This window comes from Pantoea sp. RIT-PI-b, from assembly GCF_001187905.1.
GTDB classification, from domain to species: Bacteria; Pseudomonadota; Gammaproteobacteria; order Enterobacterales; family Enterobacteriaceae; genus Pantoea; species Pantoea nemavictus.
Genome location: NZ_LGIS01000014.1, coordinates 20,719 through 40,911, shown reverse-complemented (window position 1 = coordinate 40,911; position 20,193 = coordinate 20,719). Strand labels below are relative to the sequence as shown.

At 54.9% G+C, this 20,193-nt stretch carries 20 protein-coding genes; 8 read left to right on the top strand and 12 right to left on the bottom strand.

The features are described from left to right. Positions 1-1,251, bottom strand: a complete 1,251-nt coding sequence (gene traF / locus AC790_RS06625; RefSeq protein ID WP_049851277.1) for a conjugal transfer protein TraF — start codon at positions 1,249-1,251, stop codon at positions 1-3. 452 nt (positions 1,252-1,703) lie between these two features. Between traF and zur the strand changes: the two genes are divergently transcribed. Continuing rightward, on the top strand, positions 1,704-2,225 hold the full coding sequence (gene zur, locus AC790_RS06620; RefSeq protein ID WP_009128600.1) for a zinc uptake transcriptional repressor Zur: 522 nt from the start codon (positions 1,704-1,706) through the stop codon (positions 2,223-2,225). 73 nt (positions 2,226-2,298) lie between these two features. Here the strand turns inward: zur and AC790_RS06615 are convergent, their stop codons facing one another. From AC790_RS06615 to AC790_RS06600, 4 genes are all read right to left on the bottom strand, one after another. Beyond that, the gene (locus tag AC790_RS06615) at positions 2,299-2,511 is read right to left on the bottom strand and encodes a CsbD family protein (protein ID WP_049851276.1); all 213 of its coding nucleotides are present in this window, start codon (positions 2,509-2,511) and stop codon (positions 2,299-2,301) included. 163 nt (positions 2,512-2,674) lie between these two features. Next, on the bottom strand, positions 2,675-3,997 hold the full coding sequence (gene dinF, locus AC790_RS06610; protein ID WP_049851545.1) for an MATE family efflux transporter DinF: 1,323 nt from the start codon (positions 3,995-3,997) through the stop codon (positions 2,675-2,677). Between the two features lie 136 nt (positions 3,998-4,133). After that, on the bottom strand, positions 4,134-4,748 hold the full coding sequence (gene lexA / locus AC790_RS06605; protein WP_009128593.1) for a transcriptional repressor LexA: 615 nt from the start codon (positions 4,746-4,748) through the stop codon (positions 4,134-4,136). A gap of 105 nt (positions 4,749-4,853) precedes the next feature. Continuing rightward, positions 4,854-5,222: a diacylglycerol kinase gene (locus AC790_RS06600; protein WP_049851275.1), complete on the bottom strand. Its 369-nt coding sequence runs from the start codon at positions 5,220-5,222 to the stop codon at positions 4,854-4,856. A 126-nt stretch (positions 5,223-5,348) separates the two neighbouring features. Between AC790_RS06600 and plsB the strand changes: the two genes are divergently transcribed. Next, a complete protein-coding gene (gene plsB, locus AC790_RS06595; RefSeq protein WP_049851274.1) occupies positions 5,349-7,772 on the top strand; it encodes a glycerol-3-phosphate 1-O-acyltransferase PlsB in 2,424 nt (807 codons plus the stop codon). Positions 7,773-7,819: 47 nt separating this feature from the next. Here the strand turns inward: plsB and ubiA are convergent, their stop codons facing one another. The 4 genes from ubiA to AC790_RS06575 form a co-directional block, all read right to left on the bottom strand. Next, on the bottom strand, positions 7,820-8,704 hold the full coding sequence (gene ubiA, locus AC790_RS06590) for a 4-hydroxybenzoate octaprenyltransferase (protein WP_009128586.1): 885 nt from the start codon (positions 8,702-8,704) through the stop codon (positions 7,820-7,822). 7 nt (positions 8,705-8,711) lie between these two features. After that, a complete protein-coding gene (ubiC, locus tag AC790_RS06585) occupies positions 8,712-9,230 on the bottom strand; it encodes a chorismate lyase (protein ID WP_049851273.1) in 519 nt (172 codons plus the stop codon). A gap of 92 nt (positions 9,231-9,322) precedes the next feature. Beyond that, positions 9,323-9,733, bottom strand: coding sequence for a phosphate-starvation-inducible protein PsiE (gene psiE, locus AC790_RS06580; protein ID WP_008109934.1), 411 nt, complete (start codon positions 9,731-9,733; stop codon positions 9,323-9,325). Between the two features lie 70 nt (positions 9,734-9,803). Further along, on the bottom strand, positions 9,804-10,502 hold the full coding sequence (locus AC790_RS06575; protein ID WP_009128579.1) for a UTRA domain-containing protein: 699 nt from the start codon (positions 10,500-10,502) through the stop codon (positions 9,804-9,806). Between the two features lie 224 nt (positions 10,503-10,726). Here AC790_RS06575 and AC790_RS06570 point away from each other — a divergent pair, with 224 nt between their 5' ends. The 6 genes from AC790_RS06570 to AC790_RS06545 all read left to right on the top strand — a co-directional run bounded on the left by AC790_RS06570 (position 10,727) and on the right by AC790_RS06545 (position 17,033). Then, positions 10,727-11,788: an ABC transporter substrate-binding protein gene (locus AC790_RS06570; protein ID WP_009128577.1), complete on the top strand. Its 1,062-nt coding sequence runs from the start codon at positions 10,727-10,729 to the stop codon at positions 11,786-11,788. Between the two features lie 63 nt (positions 11,789-11,851). Then, on the top strand, positions 11,852-12,661 hold the full coding sequence (locus tag AC790_RS06565) for an alkaline phosphatase family protein (RefSeq protein ID WP_049851272.1): 810 nt from the start codon (positions 11,852-11,854) through the stop codon (positions 12,659-12,661). After that, a complete protein-coding gene (locus AC790_RS06560) occupies positions 12,661-13,506 on the top strand; it encodes an ABC transporter permease subunit (RefSeq protein ID WP_009128572.1) in 846 nt (281 codons plus the stop codon). Before AC790_RS06565 ends, AC790_RS06560 begins: the two co-directional genes overlap by 1 nt. Positions 13,507-13,516: 10 nt before the next feature. Beyond that, the gene (locus AC790_RS06555) at positions 13,517-14,302 is read left to right on the top strand and encodes an ABC transporter permease (RefSeq protein WP_049851271.1); all 786 of its coding nucleotides are present in this window, start codon (positions 13,517-13,519) and stop codon (positions 14,300-14,302) included. Positions 14,303-14,304: 2 nt separating this feature from the next. Beyond that, positions 14,305-15,297, top strand: coding sequence for an ABC transporter ATP-binding protein (locus tag AC790_RS06550; RefSeq protein WP_049851270.1), 993 nt, complete (start codon positions 14,305-14,307; stop codon positions 15,295-15,297). Between the two features lie 110 nt (positions 15,298-15,407). Continuing rightward, positions 15,408-17,033, top strand: coding sequence for a Na/Pi cotransporter family protein (locus tag AC790_RS06545; protein WP_049851269.1), 1,626 nt, complete (start codon positions 15,408-15,410; stop codon positions 17,031-17,033). An 82-nt stretch (positions 17,034-17,115) separates the two neighbouring features. Here AC790_RS06545 and gntU read toward each other — a convergent pair whose 3' ends face one another. The 3 genes from gntU to gntR form a co-directional block, all read right to left on the bottom strand. After that, a complete protein-coding gene (gene gntU, locus AC790_RS06540) occupies positions 17,116-18,456 on the bottom strand; it encodes a gluconate transporter (protein WP_009128561.1) in 1,341 nt (446 codons plus the stop codon). A gap of 2 nt (positions 18,457-18,458) precedes the next feature. Continuing rightward, positions 18,459-18,995, bottom strand: a complete 537-nt coding sequence (gene gntK, locus AC790_RS06535) for a gluconokinase (RefSeq protein ID WP_049851544.1) — start codon at positions 18,993-18,995, stop codon at positions 18,459-18,461. 142 nt (positions 18,996-19,137) lie between these two features. Next, positions 19,138-20,133 carry a gluconate operon transcriptional repressor GntR gene (gene gntR, locus AC790_RS06530; RefSeq protein WP_009128557.1) on the bottom strand — a complete coding sequence of 332 codons (996 nt, stop codon included), beginning with the start codon at positions 20,131-20,133 and terminating at the stop codon, positions 19,138-19,140. Between the last annotated feature and the right edge of the window lie 60 nt (positions 20,134-20,193).

Genomic DNA, 20,193 nt, shown 5'->3' with positions numbered 1-20,193 from the left:
TTAGAAGTTAAATCCGAGTTGCAACATCGCACCCACGGTATTGTCTTTGCCGACCGAACCGGCCAGATCCAGATGGACCGTATTGTTGAACGGTGACACGCCCAAACCAGCGGTAAAGACATCGGTATCATTCGATTTCAAATCGGCGCGATAACCGGCGCGCAGCGCCAGCCAATCCAGCACACGATACTCTGCGCCCACGCCCGCATATTGGCTGGACTCTTCCGATTTGAAGCGCTTGGTTTCGGTCAGATCAACATCACCCGCCAACGTGAACGGTCCGTTATTCCAGGAGAGCCCGGTAGTTACCAGCGGACGAATTTGATAGGTATCGCGGTAGCCGTTGACCTCTTTGGTGTCGATATCGCGCGAAATCAGGTTTTGACCGGTCACGCCAAAGGTCCAGTTGTCACCAAAATCAGTGGCCACGCCGGCATCCACGTTGAAACCGGTATCGCTGCTGCGATAGCGGCTGCTGTTGATGTCGCTCTTGTCGTAGTTATAAATACTGGCGGTGTAGTTATACAACCAGGTTTTCTGCAGTTTTGGCGTCACGCCGACTGAAACCGGATGGCCAGCAATCGAGAATTCATGCGCAACTGCAACACCATAATCCGTGACTAACGCGGCCAAGCCGTTGGCGCTGGAACGCAGATTATCTTCATCTCCCGGTACGGGAATGATGGTGCCATTAGCAACACCGCGTAGGTAGGCAATATCGCTATCAGCGACGTTAGCTCGCACATGCGCCGTTCCGTATGCTTTGGTGATAAAGGCAAAGGGCAACGTTTCATTTGGTACGGTGACTGCCAGCGCCACACCCGCGGTGGCATTCGCTTTATTACCGCGTAGATCGCTGAGCTGATTAGCCACATCGCCCGCTGCCGCTTTAAGTTGTGGATAACCATTAAGGTAATCTGCAAAGGTCAGGTTATCGATGACATCCTGATAACGATCGACGGTATCGGTGATGTCATCAACGCGATCCAGTAATTTGTCTTTGTCAGTCACCTGCGCCCCTGCTGAAGGGATAATAATGCTGACGTTATCTTCAGGCTGCGCTTTGGTCATCAATGCTGGGTTCGCCAGCACCGCTGAACTCCAGGTAGAAGAAGCTACCCCCGTACCGCCCATCGCATCATTCCGCGCGTCATACCATGTTCCTGCTGCCAGAGCCGACGAGGAGAGAAATACCGCATTCAAACCAACAAGATAAGCTACTTTTTTGTGCCTGAATAATGTCTTCACCATGAGTCTGCCATCACCTTTAAAATGTCGCTGAGCCACTCACCGACGGAACAGTTTAGTTAGCCGCTATTCTGAACCCTGGCTAACGCTTCATTGCTGTGAATTAAAAGGAAATAGCACTGCTATTCGCAGAATTGGATGCATAAGCGCCATTCCGCTGTGTTTTTATGCAGAAAAATTAACAGTGAGTAAATTGATACCAGAAATTACTTAAGACCTTTTGAACCATAGACGCTAACCCGGTGAGTTGCAAAGCAAAAACCCGTGCGCCGTTGCGCTGTCTGGCGGTCCGCATTTCTCAGGTAAAATCATTGCAGAAAAATCGTGGGGAGGATTCTTAGGATAATTTATTGATTGGCGAGAGCTTTCTGGCCATTTTTAAGGGGAATAAGCAATCACAGCAGGGTAAAAATTTGTGTGATAAAATAACATCACCTGCAACCTGGAGAATGCTTATGTCAAACCTCACGCCCGAACAACTTCTTACTCAGGCAGAATCACTTTGCCTCGACCGCGGCGTGCGTCTCACCACTCAACGCGCCGAAGTGCTGCGCTTAATGGCAGAGCAAAACGGTTCGATAAGCGCTTACGATTTGCTGGATCAGCTGCGCGTGAGTGAGCCGCAAGCCAAACCGCCCACCATCTATCGTGCACTGGATTTTTTGCTGGAACAGGGATTTATTCATCGCGTGGAGTCGAACAACAGTTATGTGGTTTGCCACCATTTCGATGAGCCGGCACACACTTCGGTGATGCTGGTGTGTGATGGTTGTGCAGCGGTCAGCGAAAAGCATGCTCATGGCGTGGAAAAAACTATCGCGGCACTGGCAGACCAAGCGGGATTTTCACTGCGTCATACGGTGATTGAAGCACATGGCTTGTGTGAGAATTGCGCTGAGGTTGCGGCTTGTACGCATCACGAAAGCTGCGAACACGACCACCAGGTTGAGGGGAAAAAGCGGGTGAGAAAAGCGTAATGGGCACATCCTTGTGCCGACCCGATCATAATGACCGGTGGGTAGGAGCATCATCCTTAATAGGGGTCGTCGACTACCAGCGGTAATCTTTGTTGTGGCTTTCCCAGTCTTTCACTTCGGTCTCTGCCTGATCTTTCGCATAGCCATAGCGTTCCTGGATTTTACCGACAAGCTGCTCGCGTTTACCTTCGATCACGGTCATATCATCATCCGTAAGCTTGCCCCACTTTTCCTTCACTTTCCCTTTAAACTGCTTCCAGTTTCCGCTCGCTTCGTCTTTGTTCATATAATCCTCCACTTCATCCTGAGTGAGATAGATATATCGCCTGTCTATATGGCAATATACCCAGACAACGCGCTACTCATGTGCGCCGTATAAGGTAATTGTAGTAGCCGCTTCGAAGTTTGCAGAGAATTACAGATTAATCTGTAGGTTACGCTTCGCTTAATCAGGCGTTAAACCAGCTATCACGTTGCCAGTGACCCCGCCAGATTAGCCATAGTGTCAGCCCACGTAACGCCAGGAATACCGTTACCGCCAACCATAAACCGTGGTTACCGAGCCACGGCAGCGTCAACAGCGCTACGCCATAACCAATGGCCGCTATTACCATGCTGTTTCGCATCTCTCGCCCGCGCGTCGCGCCGATAAACATGCCATCCAGCAGATAACACCAGACGCCAATCAGCGGCAGTATCACCTGCCAGATGAGGTAGCGATCGGCCATGTCGCGTAGTGCTTCCAGTGAAGTCAGCATCGCTACAATCTGCGGGCCAGTGAACGCATAAATCAGCGCAAATAGCACCGCCACAAAACAGGCCTGTCGACAAGCAGCGTGCCAGATCAGCAATAACCGGCTGCGATCTTTAGCGCCGACCGCTTCACCGGAACAGGCTTCTACCGCATAGGCAAAGCCATCTAATGCGTAGGCAGTAAAGGTGAGGAACATCAGCAGCACCGCATTGACCGCAACGACATCCGGACCAATGCGCGCACCGAGAATGGTGAGAGACGCGAAGCAGATTTGCAGCATAAGGGAACGCAACATAATGTCGCGATTGAGGCGAAACAACCGCGCCGCATCACCGCGCCAGCTATTTTTTAGCAGCGTGAAGTGGATACCGCGCAATTTAAGTACCCGCGCTACCATCCACAAACCCACACCCAGCGTGACATATTCGGCCAACGCCGTAGCCGCCGCCGCTCCCGCCACGCCCCAGTGCAGCTTGAGGACAAACAGCAGGTCGAGCAGGATGTTCACCAGATTACCGACGATCAATAACACCATCGGCGCACGCGCATACTGCACGCCCAGCAGCCAGCCAAGAATCACCAAATTAGCCAAGGTGGCCGGCGCACTCAGCCAGCGAATCTCAATAAATATTTTCGCCTGCTGCTGCACTTCCGGACTGCCGCCCATCAGTGCTGCCGCCAAACTGCTTACTGGCGTTCGCAACAGCATAAATAAGAGTCCGAAGACTAAAGCGATGAGCAGCGGTTGCGTCAAGGCGCGCGCCAGTGCGCTTTTATCATTCGCACCAAAAGCCTGCGCGGTCAGGCCGGTGGTGCTCATTCGCAAAAACAGCAGAAGCATGAAGATGAAACTGGTTGCCGTGGTACCCACGGCGACGCCAGCGAGATAAATGGGGCTATCAAGATGACCAATGACGGCAGTATCCACCACGCCCAGCAGCGGAACGGTGATGTTGGAGAGAATCATTGGCAGCGCCAGCCGCCAGAGTGCTTTATCTGAAGGGGAAAACAGCTGCATCATCGCATTCCGTTGTTTGCGGTATCAGCGTGATAATGCGCCCGACAGTGCCGCAGAAAATGTCACAGAGAAATAAAATAGCAGACTGCGGTCAGCGCAGCATACGCCGCCGCAGTTGGGGAGGATCAGAAATTGATCAGAGCCATTCGCCGTTGCGCACAATACCCACAGCCAAACCTTCAACGGTCAGTGACTGCTCGCGGGTATCAACGATAATCGGCTGGAAATCATTATTTTCCGGCAGAAGATGCACAATCGCGCCCTGCTTTTTCCAGCGTTTAACGGTGACTTCATCATCAATGCGCGCCACCACAACCTGGCCGTTACGCACTTCCTGAGTTTTATGCACCGCTAACAGATCGCCATCCATAATGCCGATATCTTTCATCGACATACCGCTAACGCGTAGCAGGAAATCGGCGCTGGGTTTGAACAGGTTGGCATCAACCTGATAGTGCGCTTCAATGTGCTCTTGTGCCAGCAGCGGCTCGCCAGCAGCGACGCGGCCAATTAATGGCAAACCTTCGCTCGGCTCTTCTTCCATCAGCAGGCGTATCCCGCGCGATGCGCCGGAAACAATTTCAATAACGCCTTTTCGCGCCAGCGCTTTCAGATGCTCTTCAGCAGCATTGGGCGAGCGAAAACCCAGTTGCGCAGCAATTTCCGCACGCGTTGGCGGCATGCCCGTCTGGTTAATATGGTCGCGAATCAGGTCATAGACCTGTTGCTGCCTTGCAGTTAACGCTTTCATCCCGCCCCCTGGTTGTTTATACAGTCGCTGTGAGTATATACAGGTATTCGCGAAATGAAAACCGTAACAGAGGGAAAAATCAGCGCATTGATGAATCTGGAATCCCTATCTCAAATGCGTCCAGAGCAGCGCGATCCAGACAAACAGAGCCAGTAAGATAGTCAGCAACACGGCAGCCGATCCCATATCTTTGGCGCGCCCGGCTAACGGATGCTGCTCCTGACCGATGCGGTCTACCACCGCTTCGATGGCGCTATTAAGGATTTCAACAATGATGACAAGTACCACCGAACCAATCATTAACACGCGGGAAATGGCATCAACATCCAGCCAACTGGCCACGATAATAGCCACCAGCGCGGCAATCGCCTCCTGGCGAAATGCGGCTTCATGCTGCCATGCGGCACGCAAGCCCTGCCAGGAATAACCGGCTGCTTTCACTATTCTTACAAGACCGGTGACGTTATTTGCCATTTTTATGGAACCCTTGAACTATTTTGACGTCAATGTGTGGCAGTGGGAGGTGGCAGAGCCACAGATCTTCGCTGCGCTTTCTGGTATGCTTGCCGCGCTTTGCTAACAAGAGGCTTTAAGTTGTCTATGTCAGGTTGGCGTAAACTCTATTACAAATTATTGAATTTACCACTCTCTATTTTGGTAAAAAGTAAGGTCATTCCGACCGATCCCGTCTCTGAACACGGGATCGATCCGACACGTCCAGTGATGTATGTTTTGCCTTATGATTCAAAGGCTGACCTGCTCACGCTACGGGCGCAATGTCTGAAACATGATCTGCCCGATCCGCTGGCTCCGCTAGAGATCGATGGCACCTTGCTACCGCGCCACGTGTTTATTCACGACGGCCCGCGCGTTATTCCCTATTTCGTGGCGAATCCGGAATCAGTAAAGCTATTCCACGACTATCTCGATTTGCACCGCAGCAACCCACAGCTCGATGTCCAGATGTTACCCGTTGCGGTGATGTTTGGTCGTGCGCCGGGACGTGAAATTCAGGGAGAAGCGACACCGCATCTGCGTATTCTGAATGGCGTGCAGAAGTTCTTCGCCATTTTGTGGCACGGCCGCGATAGCTTCGTTCGCTTCTCGCAAACCGTTTCGCTGCGCCAAATGGCGACCGAACACGGCACCGACAAGTCGATTGCGCAGAAACTGGCACGTGTCGCGCGCATTCACTTTGCTCGCCAGCGCCTGGCCGCTGTCGGACCGCGTCTGCCCGCGCGTCAGGACCTCTTCAATAAGCTGTTGCAATCCAAAGCGATTGAAAAAGCAGTCGAAGATGAAGCGCGCAGTAAAAAGATTTCGCATGAGAAAGCTCAGCAGAATGCCATCGAAATGATGGAAGAAGTGGCGGCAAACTTCTCTTACGAAGCGATTAAAGTGACCGACCGCGTAATGGGCTGGCTGTGGAGCCGCCTTTATCAGGGCATCACCGTCCACGGTGGCGAGCGCGTGCGTCAGCTGGCGCAGGATGGCCACGAGATTGTCTATGTGCCCTGCCATCGCAGTCACATGGACTACCTGCTGCTCTCTTATGTGCTCTATCACCAGGGCCTGGTGCCGCCGCACATTGCCGCAGGTATCAATCTGAATTTCTGGCCAGCAGGCCCGATTTTCCGTCGTCTGGGCGCGTTCTTTATTCGTCGTACCTTCAAGGGCAACAAGCTCTACTCCACGGTGTTCCGTGAATACCTTGGCGAGCTGTTTAGCCGTGGATACTCGGTTGAGTACTTTGTTGAGGGCGGACGCTCACGCACCGGACGTTTGCTGGACCCGAAAACCGGCACCTTATCGATGACGCTGCAGGCGATGCTGCGTGGCGGCAGTCGTCCCATCACTTTTGTGCCGATTTACATTGGTTATGAGCACGTGATGGAAGTGGGTACTTACGCTAAAGAGCTGCGTGGCGCCGCCAAAGAGAAAGAGAGCTTCCTGCAGATGGTGCGCGGCTTACGTAAGTTGCGCAATCTTGGTCAGGGCTACGTCAACTTTGGCGAACCGCTGCCGTTGATGAATTACCTCAACAAAAACGTGCCGGAATGGCGTGACGCAATCGATCCGATCGAACCACAACGCCCTGCATGGATGACGCCAGCCGTGAATGATATTGCGGCGAAGCTGATGGTACGCATCAACGAAGCGGGTGCGGCGAACGCCATGAACCTGTGCGTCACCGCGCTGCTGGCCTCACGTCAGCGTTCATTGACGCGCGAACAGTTGATTGAACAGCTTGAGTGTTACACCCAACTGCTGCGCAACGTACCGTATTCACCGGAAGCAACGGTACCGGATATGAGCGCCGAAGCGCTGCTTGATCACGCCATGGGCATGAACAAGTTCGAGACCGAGCAAGACAACATTGGCGACATCATCATTCTGCCGCGCGAGCAGGCGGTGCTGATGACCTACTATCGCAACAACATTCATCACATGCTGGTGATGCCGTCGCTGATTGCCGCCATTGTGCAGCAGCATCGCGAAATCAGCGATGCTGAGCTGCTGCGCCAGGTTAGCCTGGTGTATCCGATGTTGAAGAGCGAGCTGTTCCTGCGTTGGGATAAAGCGGAATTGCCTGCGGTGCTCAACGCTCTGTGCGCCGAGATGGCGCGTCAGGGGCTGATCACACTGCAAGACGGCATGCTGAAAATGACACCGGCGCGTCACCGTTCGCTGCAGCTGCTGGCGGCAGGTATTCGTGAAACGCTGCAGCGCTTTGCGATTACCTTCGCCATTCTCAGCGCAAAACCGGCCATTAACCGCGGCACGCTGGAGAAGGAGAGCCGCACGTTGGCTCAACGCCTGTCAGTGCTGCACGGCATTAACGCGCCAGAGTTCTTTGATAAAGCGGTATTTACTGCGCTGGTGCTAACGCTGCGTGATGAAGGTTACATCAGTGATAAAGGCGATGCTGATGCAGAACGGAGTCATATGATGTGGCAAATGCTGGCGGAGTTAGTGACCAGCGATGTGCGTCTGACGATTGAGAGCGCGGTCGCGCACGATTAACCTGGCGACCAGCGATAAAAAGGCGCACTTCGGTGCGCCTTTTTTGTTTACAGCAAATCGGCGAACGGTACGGTGCTGAGCAAAATGCCGATAAATAGCACCATGCCCACATAGTTGTTATTCAGAAACGCCTGGAAGCAGGCATCGCGCTCGCGCTGAGCAATCAGCTTCTGCTGATGCACAAATAAGCCTGCCGCCAGCAGTAGCGCCCAGTAAAATGCCCCATTCAGATTGAGCATCATGCCCACCAGTACCATCAGGCCCAGCGTCGCCAGCTGCAGTAAACCGATAATCAGTTTGTCATAGCGACCAAACAGGATCGCCGTGGATTTCACGCCAATCTTCAGATCATCATCGCGGTCCACCATCGCATATTGCGTATCATAGGCCACCGTCCAGCAGATATTAGCGATGAATACCAACCAGCACACTAAAGGTAAGGACTCACTAACTGCCGCCCACCCCATCGGAATAGCCCAGCCAAATGCCGCCCCCAGAACTACCTGCGGCAGATGCGTGTAGCGTTTCATAAACGGATAGACCCATGCCAGCGCCAGACCGCCAAACGACAGCAAAATGGTCATGGTGTTCATGGTCAGTACCAGCATAAACGCCACTATTCCCAGCCCGGCAAACAGCAGTTTGGCTTCCTTCTCCGTTACCGCGCCGCTGGCCAGCGGACGTGATGCGGTACGCTTGACGTGGCCATCGATTTTTCGGTCAGCATAGTCATTGATGACGCAGCCTGCAGCACGCATCACGATGACGCCGAGCACAAACACCAGCAGCACCGGTAGCGGCGGAATCGCCATGCCCGAGAGCCACAGCGCCCACATCGTCGGCCACAACAGTAGAACGGTGCCGATCGGTTTATCGATACGCATCAGGCGGCAGTAAGCCTGCCATTTGGTCATGGGTAAGGTGTTTTGCACAGTGGTTTTATCCTTGCTCCAGCGCGCGATACAGCGGCGACGCCGGTAAAAACAGTTCGGTTAGCAGTAGCGGTTTGCCTGATAAACGCAGGCGGGAACGACGTCCCCACAAATCGTCTACCTGGCCAGGATCGATAAAATCGCGACTTAGAGTCGATGAAGAAAACAGATAGCGACCAAGCGGGCGCGTACCCAGCTGTTGCAGCATCTGCTCCGGGCCGTGAAGGGTACTTTCCGGCACCACGGTGCGGCCAATCAGCCAGGGTTCACCATCGCCGCACAGCACAATTTCGCGTAGCCAAAAGCGTTGATCACTAGGCAGAAATTCAGCTTCATCCGTTACCTCATCGGCACCAATAAACGCTTCACGAATGAGTTCTACCGTCACCTGCTGGCAATGCTGCTCAAAGCGACGCGTCATGGAATCTTCTTCAAGTAACCAGTCGAGTAAAGGGGCAGAAAGCCGTGGGGAAGAGGCTGGCAGCCAGTGCAGTGCGCGTAACTGGCGCAGCGCGTCATGCGACATCAGGACATCTCCGGAAAAAAAGTTGCCCTAGTTTAACGCAGAGGAGAATGCGTGGCACGGCTCGTTGTGCCACGGCAGATAAAGAAGGGTAATTACTCGCGCTTCAGGCGGTTACTGTTTGCCAGCCACAGCGTCACCACCAGAATCAAAATCGCCGCTGAATAATAGAGCGTATCAAACGGGTTTTTATGGTCGACGATGATCAGGCGAATAATGGCGGTGATACCGATGTAGATAAAATAGCGCAGCGGAAAGTGATAGCCCGACTGAAAGTACTTCACAATCAACGCGATAAATTCGAAATAGAGGAAATAGATCACGATGCCTTCAATCAGCAGATAAGAAGAGGTCTGCTCACCGGTGCTGAACAACACATTGGCCAGATGAATGGTTTCCTTACCGAGAAACACCACCAGAATAATGGCCAGAATAATCAGGCCAATGTTGAGCACCCACTGCAATGCTAATGAAATGTACTGCCCAACCCCTGTTTTTATTGTCATTTTTTCGCGCCTTAGTCTCTCAAGAACTTTCTGACGCTATCATGCTGTAGCGTGATCAAAATCACAATATTTATACTTCAACATCTACGCACAGCGCGTCGTAGCGCCAGAACTCGCAGTCACAATCAATCACTCGCTTGTGCTGATCGCGGTTGATGCGGGTAATCAGTAAGCCCGGCGTACCGCTGGCGACATTGAGCGCAGGCGCAGCACGCACCGGAAGTGGCCCCGGCAAAATAGTAAAGCGCGCGCCACCGTAGCGGATGCCGTAGCGCTGGTCATAGAGATCGGTGAGTGAACGCGTGAGATCTTCATCCAGCAAGCCCGGGAAATAGGCTGGATTAAGGTAATGCTCAACATACAACACCGCGCGGCCGTCAATGCGGCGCAAACGGCGAATGCGGTACACCTTGTCGCCCTCCAGCAGCTGCAGATGATGCGCAATCGCCAACTGGGCTGGCACTTCACGCGCTTCAAGCACTTCGGTGCTGGCAACGCGACCTTGCTCGGCCGCCATCGCATGAAAATGGCTGTGATGCGAAGGGTTATAAACCAGGCGCGGCGGTGCGAGAAACCAGCCACGGCGCAATTCGCGATAAATTATGCCCTGCGCTTCCAGCAAACCCAACGCCTCACGCAGCGTGATGCGCGTGGTGGAATAGTGTTCGCTTAACGCGCGCTCCGCAGGCAAACGACCGCTGGCAAATTCACCGTTTTCAATGCGTTCCCGCACGCCTGCCGCAATCATATCCGCCGTTTTTGACAACATTTTTCAGCCTCATTTTGGGGCAAATCTGCACTATGACAGTTCGATGACTACAATGTGACAAGAGTCAACCCACGCTTTAGCGCGCTGTAACCGCATGTGGATCGTCGCGCCACACCACATTTCACCACCATGGTCATAAAACCTTCATCTACTCGGGCTACATTGGCTCGGTTCTTGCTGGACTAGACCAAGAAGTCCCACAACATATACCGGGAGCAATCGAGATGAAAGCGTTTATCGCCTCTGTAGTAGCCAGTGCCGTACTGCTTGCGCTGCCTGCCGCGCAAGCTGCAGATAATGACCTCGCCGCGTTAGAAAAAGCCGCGCGCGCTGAAGGCCAGGTTAACAGCGTCGGCATGCCGGATAGCTGGGCCAACTGGAAAGATACCTGGAGTGATCTCAGCAGCAAATATGGTCTGAAACACAGCGACACTGACATGTCTTCTGCGCAAGAGCTGGCAAAATTTGCTGCAGAGAAGGAGAACGCCAGCGCCGATATCGGTGATGTGGGTGCCGCTTTCGGTCCGATTGCCGTCGCGAAAGGCGTAGCACAACCTTACAAGCCAACGCATTGGGATCAAATTCCGAGCTGGGCGAAAGATCAGGATGGCAACTGGATGCTGGCCTACACCGGCACCATCGCCTTCCTGGTCGATAAGCAGCAGGTGAAAGATGTGCCACACAGCTGGGCCGATTTAAAGAAAGGTAAGTATGTGGTCACTATCGGCGACGTCGGTACTGCAGCTCAAGCGGCCAACGGTGTACTGGCGGCCAGCTACGCCATGGGCGGTGACGAGAAGAACGTTAAACCGGCGCTGAGCTTCTTCGGTGACCTGGCGAAAGAGGGCCGTCTTGGCGTAACCGATCCGGTGATTGCCAACATCGAGAAAGGCGAAATTCAGGTTGCCGTGGTGTGGGACTTCAACGGTCTGAACTATCGCGATCAAATCGACAAAAATCGCTACGAAGTGGTGATCCCCTCCGATGGTTCCGTCACCTCGGGCTACAGCACCATCATCAACAAGTACGCTAAACACCCAAATGCCGCCAAGCTGGCGCGTGAATACATCTTGTCTGATGAAGGCCAGATCAACCTGGCGAAAGGCTATGCGCGTCCGATTCGTGCTGAGCATTTAACCCTGCCGGCTGACGTGCAGGCCAAACTGTTACCGCAGTCTGAGTATAAGAATGCCCGTCCAATCAAAGACCAGGCGGCATGGGATAAGACGTCGAAAATGCTGCCGCGCCTGTGGCAGGAGAACGTCATCATCAATATGAAACAGTAACGTTGTTTTGTAGGGTGCGCATTTATGCGCACCTGGATTAACGATTGCCATAAAGGAGAAGGGATGAAAACAATCCTGGTGGTGTTGGATGGCCTGAGCAATCAGGTAGCGCAGCACGCGATGGGCTATCTATTTGCCGAATGCGCGCAGGGCAACGGCCAATATTACACGCTGACCTGCGAGCTGCCTTCGCTGTCGCGTCCGCTGTATGAATGCATTCTCACCGGCATTCCACCGGTGCGCAGCGGCATTATTCATAATGGCGTCAGCCGTTTAAGTAATCAGCGCAGCATCTTCCATTATGCGCGTGCAGCCGGTCTCACCACCGCTGCGGCCGCCTATCACTGGGTGAGTGAACTTTACAATCACTCCCCGTTCAATGCGGTGCGCGACCGGCATACGGCCGCACCCGACCTGCCGATTCAGTATGGGCACTTTTACTGGGACGACGGCTATCCGGATTCCCATCTGTTTGAGGACGCGGAAAGCCTGCGCCTGCGCCACGATCCGGACTTCCTGCTGATCCACCCGATGAACATTGACGATGCCGGGCACAAACACAGTTTGTCATCGCCGCAATATCGCAACCGCGCGCGCATGGCCGATGGTTACCTGTCGCAGTGGATGCCAGGTTGGCTGGCCGCCGGATATCAGGTGATTGTCACCGCCGATCACGGCATGAACGATGACCGCTCGCACGGCGGCATTTTGCCCGAAGAGACGCAGGTGCCGCTGTTTGTGTTTGGCGCCGGTTTTTCACTGCAGCCGGATCTCAAACCCCAGCAGACCGAGCTATGCGGTATCGTTTGCACCTTACTCGGCGTTGAGCATGATAAGCCGGTTTGCCGCGCGTTACTGGCGGAGCCGCAGTAATGAAAGGAAAAACGCTCGCTTCCCTGCTGCTGCTGCCTTTTGCCCTGTTCTGGGTGGCGTTTCAGCTCGCACCGCTGCTGTGGATTGCTATCAACAGCTTCTGGAGCGACATGAATGAGCGTTGGGGCATTGATAACTATAGCGATATTCTCACTTCGCCATTCTATTTACAGGCCTTTCGCCTGTCGCTGGATATCTCCATCTGGTCAAGCATTTATGGTCTGCTGATCTCGCTTATTGCTGGATATTCGTTACATCAACTCGGCAGCGGGCGTTTTCAGCGCTTTTTAATGTCATTTACCAACATGACCAGCAACTTCGCCGGCGTGCCGCTGGCGTTTGCCTTTGTCATCCTGCTTGGCCTGAACGGCTGCCTGACGCTGCTGCTGCGCCATTACGGCGTGCTGGAGGGCTTTAAGCTGTTCTCGCGCGACGGCATGGTGCTGGTTTACACCTGGTTCCAAATCCCGCTTGGCATTTTGCTGCTCTATCCGGCGTTTGATGGCTTGCGGCAGGATTGGCAGGAGTCCGCCGCGCTGCTGGGCGCGGGGCGCGGGCGCTATTGGTGGCATATCGGTTTACCGATTCTGTTCCCGGCGCTACTCGGCACCTTCGTGATTTTGCTGGCTAACGCGCTCGGTGCTTACGCCACCATTTACGCGCTGACAACCGGCAACTTTAACGTGGTGCCGGTGCGCATCGCGGCGCTGGTATCCGGCGATATCTCACTCGATCCCAATACCGGCGGTGCGCTGGCGATGCTGCTGGTGCTGATCATGGCGCTGATTACCGTGGTGCAGCAATATCTGGTGCGCCGCAGCTATCTCAACGCCAAAGCGTCTTAAGGAGCCACACGTGTCTCGCGCGGAAAAATTTTACCATCGCCTGATTGTCTGGCTGCTGCTGTGCATCCTGGCCGCGCCGCTGCTGGCGACGCTGCTGTACGGCATTTCCACCAGCTGGAGCGACACTATTCTGCCGCAGGGCTTTACGCTTAAATGGCTGACTGCGCTGTGGAGCGATCCACGTTTCCTGACGGCGCTGGGACATTCGCTGCTGGTTTGCTTCGGTGCGCTACTGTTCTCGCTGGTGCTGGTGCTGCCCGCCATGTTTGTGATCGCTTACTACTATCCGAAGCTGGATGCGGTAATGAATGTGCTGATTCTGATGCCGTTCGCCGTGCCGCCGGTGGTGTCATCGGTCGGCCTGCCGCAGCTCTATTCGTCGTCACCCTTGATGCTGACCGGCACGCCGTGGATTTTGATCGGCTGCTACTTCACCATCGCTTTGCCATTTATCTACCGCGCCATCTCCAACAACATGCAGGCGATCAACCTAAAAGAGCTGATTGATGCCGCCCAGCTGCTCGGCGCCAGCACCTGGCAGGCTGCGCTGTTTGTGGTGCTGCCAAACCTGCGTAAAGGGGTGTTTATCGCGGTGCTGCTCTCCTTCTCCTTCCTGATTGGTGAATTCGTCTTCGCTAACATGCTGGTCGGCACCCGCTATGAAACCTTGCAGGTTTATCTGTTTAACATGCGCAACGGCAGCGGCCACTTCACCAGTGCGCTGGTGATCTCCTATTTTGCCGTCGTTCTGCTGGTCACCTGGCTGGCGAATGCCCTCAATCCTGAACGAGGCTGACCATGAGTTATCTGAACGTCACTCAGTTGAATAAAAGCTACGGCCCGACCGCCATTTTTGAAAACATCGATTTTAGCGCCGAAGAGGGCGAGTTTGTCACCCTGCTCGGCCCAAGCGGCTGCGGTAAATCCACGCTGCTACGCTGCATCGCCGGATTGACTGACGTTGATAGCGGTAAAGTGCTGCTGCAAGGTCAGGATATCGTGCCGCTGCCGCCGCAGAAGCGCACCATTGGCATGGTGTTCCAGAGCTACGCGCTGTTTCCGAATATGACGGTTGAGAAGAATGTGGCGTTTGGTCTGAAGATGCAGAAGCTGGCCAGCGGCGATATTCAAAAACGCGTGATGGAGGTGCTGGCGCTGGTCGAACTCACCGATTTCGCGCGCCGCTATCCGCATCAGCTTTCGGGCGGACAGTGTCAGCGCGTGGCGCTGGCACGTTCGCTGGTGACGCGTCCACGCTTGCTGCTGCTGGACGAACCGCTGTCGGCGCTGGATGCGCGTATTCGCCGTCATCTGCGCGAACAGATCCGTAATATTCAAAAAGAGCTAAAACTCACCACCCTGTTCGTCACCCACGATCAGGAAGAAGCGTTGACGATGTCCGATCGCATCGTGTTGATGAATCGTGGCAAGATCGTGCAGAACGGCAACGCTGAGAGGCTGTATACCGAGCCAGCCGATCTGTTCGCCGCCGGATTTATTGGCAACTACAACCTGCTGAGCGCCGAGCAGGCATTGCAGCTTACCGGCCAAACATTTAGCGGCCAGGTGGCGATTCGTCCCGAGTCAATTCGGCTGTGCGCGCCACCGGATGGCATTCCCGCCACCATCCTCAGCCACAGCTTGCTCGGCAACGTGATCCGCTATCGCGTGCGCGCACAAAACGTCGAGCTCTCGATTGATGTCCTCAACCGTAGCGTGGCAGATTTGCACCCCGCTGGCATGCAGATTGGGCTACAGTTAGAGATGTCGACGTTGCGCCAGGTCGCTTAATTTAAACGAAAAAATGGGCAACGCAACGCGGCGAAGGTTTTACCGGTTGCGCTCACCGTCAGGCTGGCAATCGGTGTTGTTTGCGCCTGACGGATGAGGAGCCTTTAACCGTGTTAACTCTGCTTAATCTACTCTCTGCCGTTGCGCTGCTGGTGTGGGGCACGCACATCGTGCGTACCGGTATCATGCGCGTTTACGGTGCCGATCTGCGTCGTGTACTCAGCCGCAGCGTCGAAAAAAAACCGATGGCGTTTCTCGCCGGGATTGGCGTCACAGCGCTGGTGCAAAGCAGTAACGCCACCACGCTGCTCGTCACCTCTTTTGTCGCGCAGAATCTGGTGAGCCTCACGCCCGCGCTGGTCGTGGTGCTGGGTGCCGATGTCGGTACCGCCATCATGGCGCGCATCCTGACCTTTGATCTGACGTGGCTTTCGCCGCTGTTCATCTTCTTTGGCGTAGTGTTTTTCCTCAGCCGCAAGCAGACGCGCGGCGGTCAGCTGGGCCGCGCCAGCATAGGTTTGGGGCTGATTTTGCTGGCGTTGCAGCTGATTGTCGCCGCCGCCAAACCGATTACCCAGGCGGCAGGCGTGCAGGTGCTGTTCTCGACGCTAACTGGCGACGTGATGCTCGATGCGTTGATTGGCGCGGTGTTTGCCATCATCAGTTACTCCAGCCTCGCGGCGGTGCTGATTACCGCTACGCTGACGGCAACCGGCGTCATCTCGTTTAAAGTCGCGCTTTGTCTGGTGATAGGCGCCAACCTCGGCAGCGGCTTACTGGCAATGATCAACGCCAGCGGCTCCAACGCCGCCGGCAAACGTGTTGCACTCGGCAGCCTGCTGTTCAAGCTGATTGGCAGCATCGCCATTTTGCCGTTCGTCAATTTCGTCGCCGACATCCTCGACAAATTACCGGTCAATGATGAGGAGCTGGTGATCTTCTTCCACGTGTTCTACAACCTGATTCGCTGCTTAGTGATGGTGCCGTTTGCCGAGCCGATGGCGCGTCTGTGCCGCCGCATGATTGACGACGATGCGGAGAATGAAACCCATCTGAAACCCAAACATCTCGACAGTAGCGCGCTAGATACGCCGGCGTTAGCACTGGCAAATGCCTCGCGCGAAACGCTGCGTATTGGCGACGTGGTCGAGCAGATGATTGAGTCATTCAATAAAGTGGTGCACGGCGACCTGCGAGAAGAGCGCGCGGTGCGGCGGCTGGATGATGATGTGGATGTGCTCTACACCGCGATCAAACTCTATCTGGCGCGCATGCCGAAAGAGGATTTGCCGGAGGATGATTCCCGCCGCTGGGCGGAGATCATTGAGATGGCGCTCAATCTGGAACAGGCGGGCGATATTATTGAACGCATGTGCGCCGACGTAGCGGATAAGTCGCTGACCGCGCGCCGCGCCTTCTCAGCGGAAGGATTGGAGGAGCTGCAAACCTTGCAGGAGCAGGTGCTGTATAACCTGCGCCTGAGTTTGTCGGTGTTTCTGTCGCACGATGTCACCAGCGCCAAACGCCTGCGCCGCTCTAAACATCGTTTCCGCATTCTGATTCGCCGCTTCTCCCACGCGCACGTCGAGCGTTTACATCTGCAAAATGTGCAAAGCATTGAAACCAGCTCGCTGCATCTTGGATTATTGGGCGATATGAAACGTTTGAATTCGCTGTTCTGCGCCGTGGCGTACACGGTGTTAGATCAGCCGGATGACGAGCGGGATGAGGATTGATAAGTTCAAAAACGCGCGATGAATCGCGCCGCTACAAACATCTGCATTCCGTAGCGGCGCAATTTATTGCGCGGGTTTTACATCACGACAGCAAACTAAACGCAATCATTCCGACAATCGCGCCAGTGGTACCGAGGATGGTTTCCATTAGCGTCCAGGTCTTCAGCGTTTCGGCTTCGGTGGCGCCGGTAAAGCGGCCAAACAGCCAGAAGCCGGCATCATTCACGTGACTGATAATGATCGAGCCGCCGCCGATACAGATCGACAGCGCCGCCAGCTGCGCGCCGCTGTAGTGCAGCGGTTCAATCACCGGCATCACCAAACCCACGGTGGTTAAACACGCCACGGTAGCCGAGCCCTGAATCACGCGGATCGCACCGGAGAGAATGAAGCACGCCAGCGCAATCGGCATACCTGCGCCAGTCAACGCGTGTCCCAGCACCGGGCCCACACCCGAATCCACCAGCACCTGCTTAAACACGCCGCCCGCACCGATCACCAGCAGAATAATGCCCGCCGGCTGCAGCGCGCTGCCGCACACCTGCATCACCTTCTCTTTATCCATGCCCTGACGGTACGCCAGGCCATAAATCGCCACCAGACAGGCCAGCAGAATCGCCGTGAACGGATGGCCGATAAACTCCAGCCACTCATACAAATGGGTACCCGGCGTGGTGAAGCGCGCGCCGATGGTTTTCAGACCGACCAACAGCAGCGGGAACAGAATCAGCGCCAGGCTAAAGCCAAACGACGGCAGTTTGCCCTCTTCCACTTCCGGCTGATGATCTTCCGGCGGGGCGCTAAAGCTGACGTGACGCGCGATAAAGTTACCAAACAGCGGACCGGCAATCAGCATGCCCGGGATTGCCGCGCACAGGCCCAGCAGGATCATCCAGCCAAAATCGGCGTGCATTTGCGAAGCCAGCAGCATCGGCGCCGGTCCCGGCAACAGAAACGCCGCCGCCGCGGCTACCCCGGCAAAGAGCGGAATCACCAGCTTAACTAAATTGCCTTTGGTGCGACGCGCCACCGCGAACGCAATGCTAATTAGCAACACCACCGCCACTTCGAAAAATAGCGGCAGCGCGCAGATTAACCCGGCGACGCCCATCGCATAGTGCGCGCGGCTTTCACCAAAGGTTTTCAACATGCGGATGGCAATTTGATCGACCGCGCCGGTTTCATGCAGGATTTTGCCGAACATCGCGCCCAACGCCACCACAATGGCGAGAAAGCCGAGCGTTCCGCCCATGCCTTTTTCCATGGTTTCGGCGATTTTATCGAGCGGCATGCCGGAAAACAGACCAGCACCAATGGAGACTAACATCAGGGCAACAAAGGCGTGCATACGCGCTTTCATCACCAAAAACAGCAGCAGCAGGACAGAGCCTGCTGCGGTTAATACTAGCGTTGCGGTACTCATGACTAACCCTTGTTGATTGCACCCTCAATGGTCGCAACCGTGGCCGCAACTACCTCACCCAGTGAATGATTGATATCAACCACCAGTACATCGGGCTCATCCGCGCCGGGTTCCTGCAGCGTGGCGAACTGCGTCACCAGCATCTGCGGTTTGAAAAAGTGGCCTTTACGCGCCTTCAAACGGGATTCGATGGTCTCGAAATCGCCCTGCAGATAGATAAACTTCAGGTTCTCGTTGCCCTGACGCAGGATGTCGCGATAGGACTTTTTTAGCGCCGAGCAGACGATAATGGAGATTTCCTGGGTGCGCTGCATGGCAAACGCCGCATCATTCAGCGCCTGCAGCCACGGCTGGCGATCGTTGTCGTCCAGCGGATGACCATCGGCCATTTTCATGATGTTGCTGCGCGGATGGAGGAAATCGCCATCGAGAAACGCAGTGTTTAACTGGTGAGAGACCTGATTGGCGACGGCAGATTTTCCGCTGCCGGAAACGCCCATCAGGATAAAGACGTGGTGCGATGGAGATGGCGTAGTCATTGTTTTGCGCTCCGGCAGTGATTTCTGCCCAATGTTACCGATAACAAATTCAGTCATCATTGTCGGAGCCCACTCAAAGGCTGGCAACCCTTGTTAGGCGGAAAAGCACGAAAGTGTGAACTGACTCATAAATTCGCCAAAATCAGATGCTGTCACCTTCGGCAATTTCGAAACCGACATCCAATGGTTGCGTGACGCTGCGATCGCCGCCAATGCGCGCCAGCAGCATCGCCGCCGATTCACGACCCATGCGCTCACGCGGCGTTAACACCGTGGCGAGGCGCGGATTCACCACTTGCGTAATGTCGTGACCGTGAAAACCGGCAATCGCCATCTGCTGCGGCACGCGCAATCCCTGGCGTTGGCACTCAAACATGGCGCCAACCGCCAGGTCATCGTTGGTACAGAACAGGCTATCGGTCTCAGGATAACGCTTCTGCGCTTCGCACAGCAGTTGCGCGCCGGCGCTGAATGAAGAAGCATCTTCCATCATCACGCTGTGCGGCGTCAGCCCGGCTTCGCGCATCGCTTTTTCATAACCTTGCTGTTTCTGTAAGGTACGTTCATCAAGGCGTGCGCCGAGATAAACGGTGTGGCGATGCCCTTTTTTCAGGATAGCATGCGTCATCTGACGTGCCGCCTCGACGTTATCAAAGCCTACCGCCATATCGAGGCAAGGCGTTACCGAATCCATCATCTCAATCACCGGAATGCCCGCCACTTCCAGCATGCGCAGCGTGCCTGGCGTGTGAGTGCGTTCGGTGAGAATCACGCCGTCGATGTTCCAGCCGAGCAGCGAACGCAGCTGGAGCTCCTCTTTCTGCGCGTTGTAACCAAAGTGCGCCACCAGCGTTTGATAACCCGCTTCATCGGTGACGGCTTCAATCCCGCGCAGCACGTCTGCAAAAACCTGGTTGGTCAGCGAAGGCAGCAGCACGCCGATAGCGCGACTGGTGGCGTTAGAGAGCATGTCGGGGGCGCGATTGGGGATATAACCGAGTTCATCCAGCGCCACGGCGATTTTGTCGCGCAGCGCCGCTGAGACCTGATCGGGATTGCGCAGGTAGCGGCTGACGGTCATTTTTGTGATGCCGACGCGATCGGCAACGTCCTGTAATACCGGTCTTTTCTTCTTCATCGTGTGCGCCTGAGATCAAAGGTAACCCGAGTTTATCATTTTTTGTCAGGTTCAGGTTTT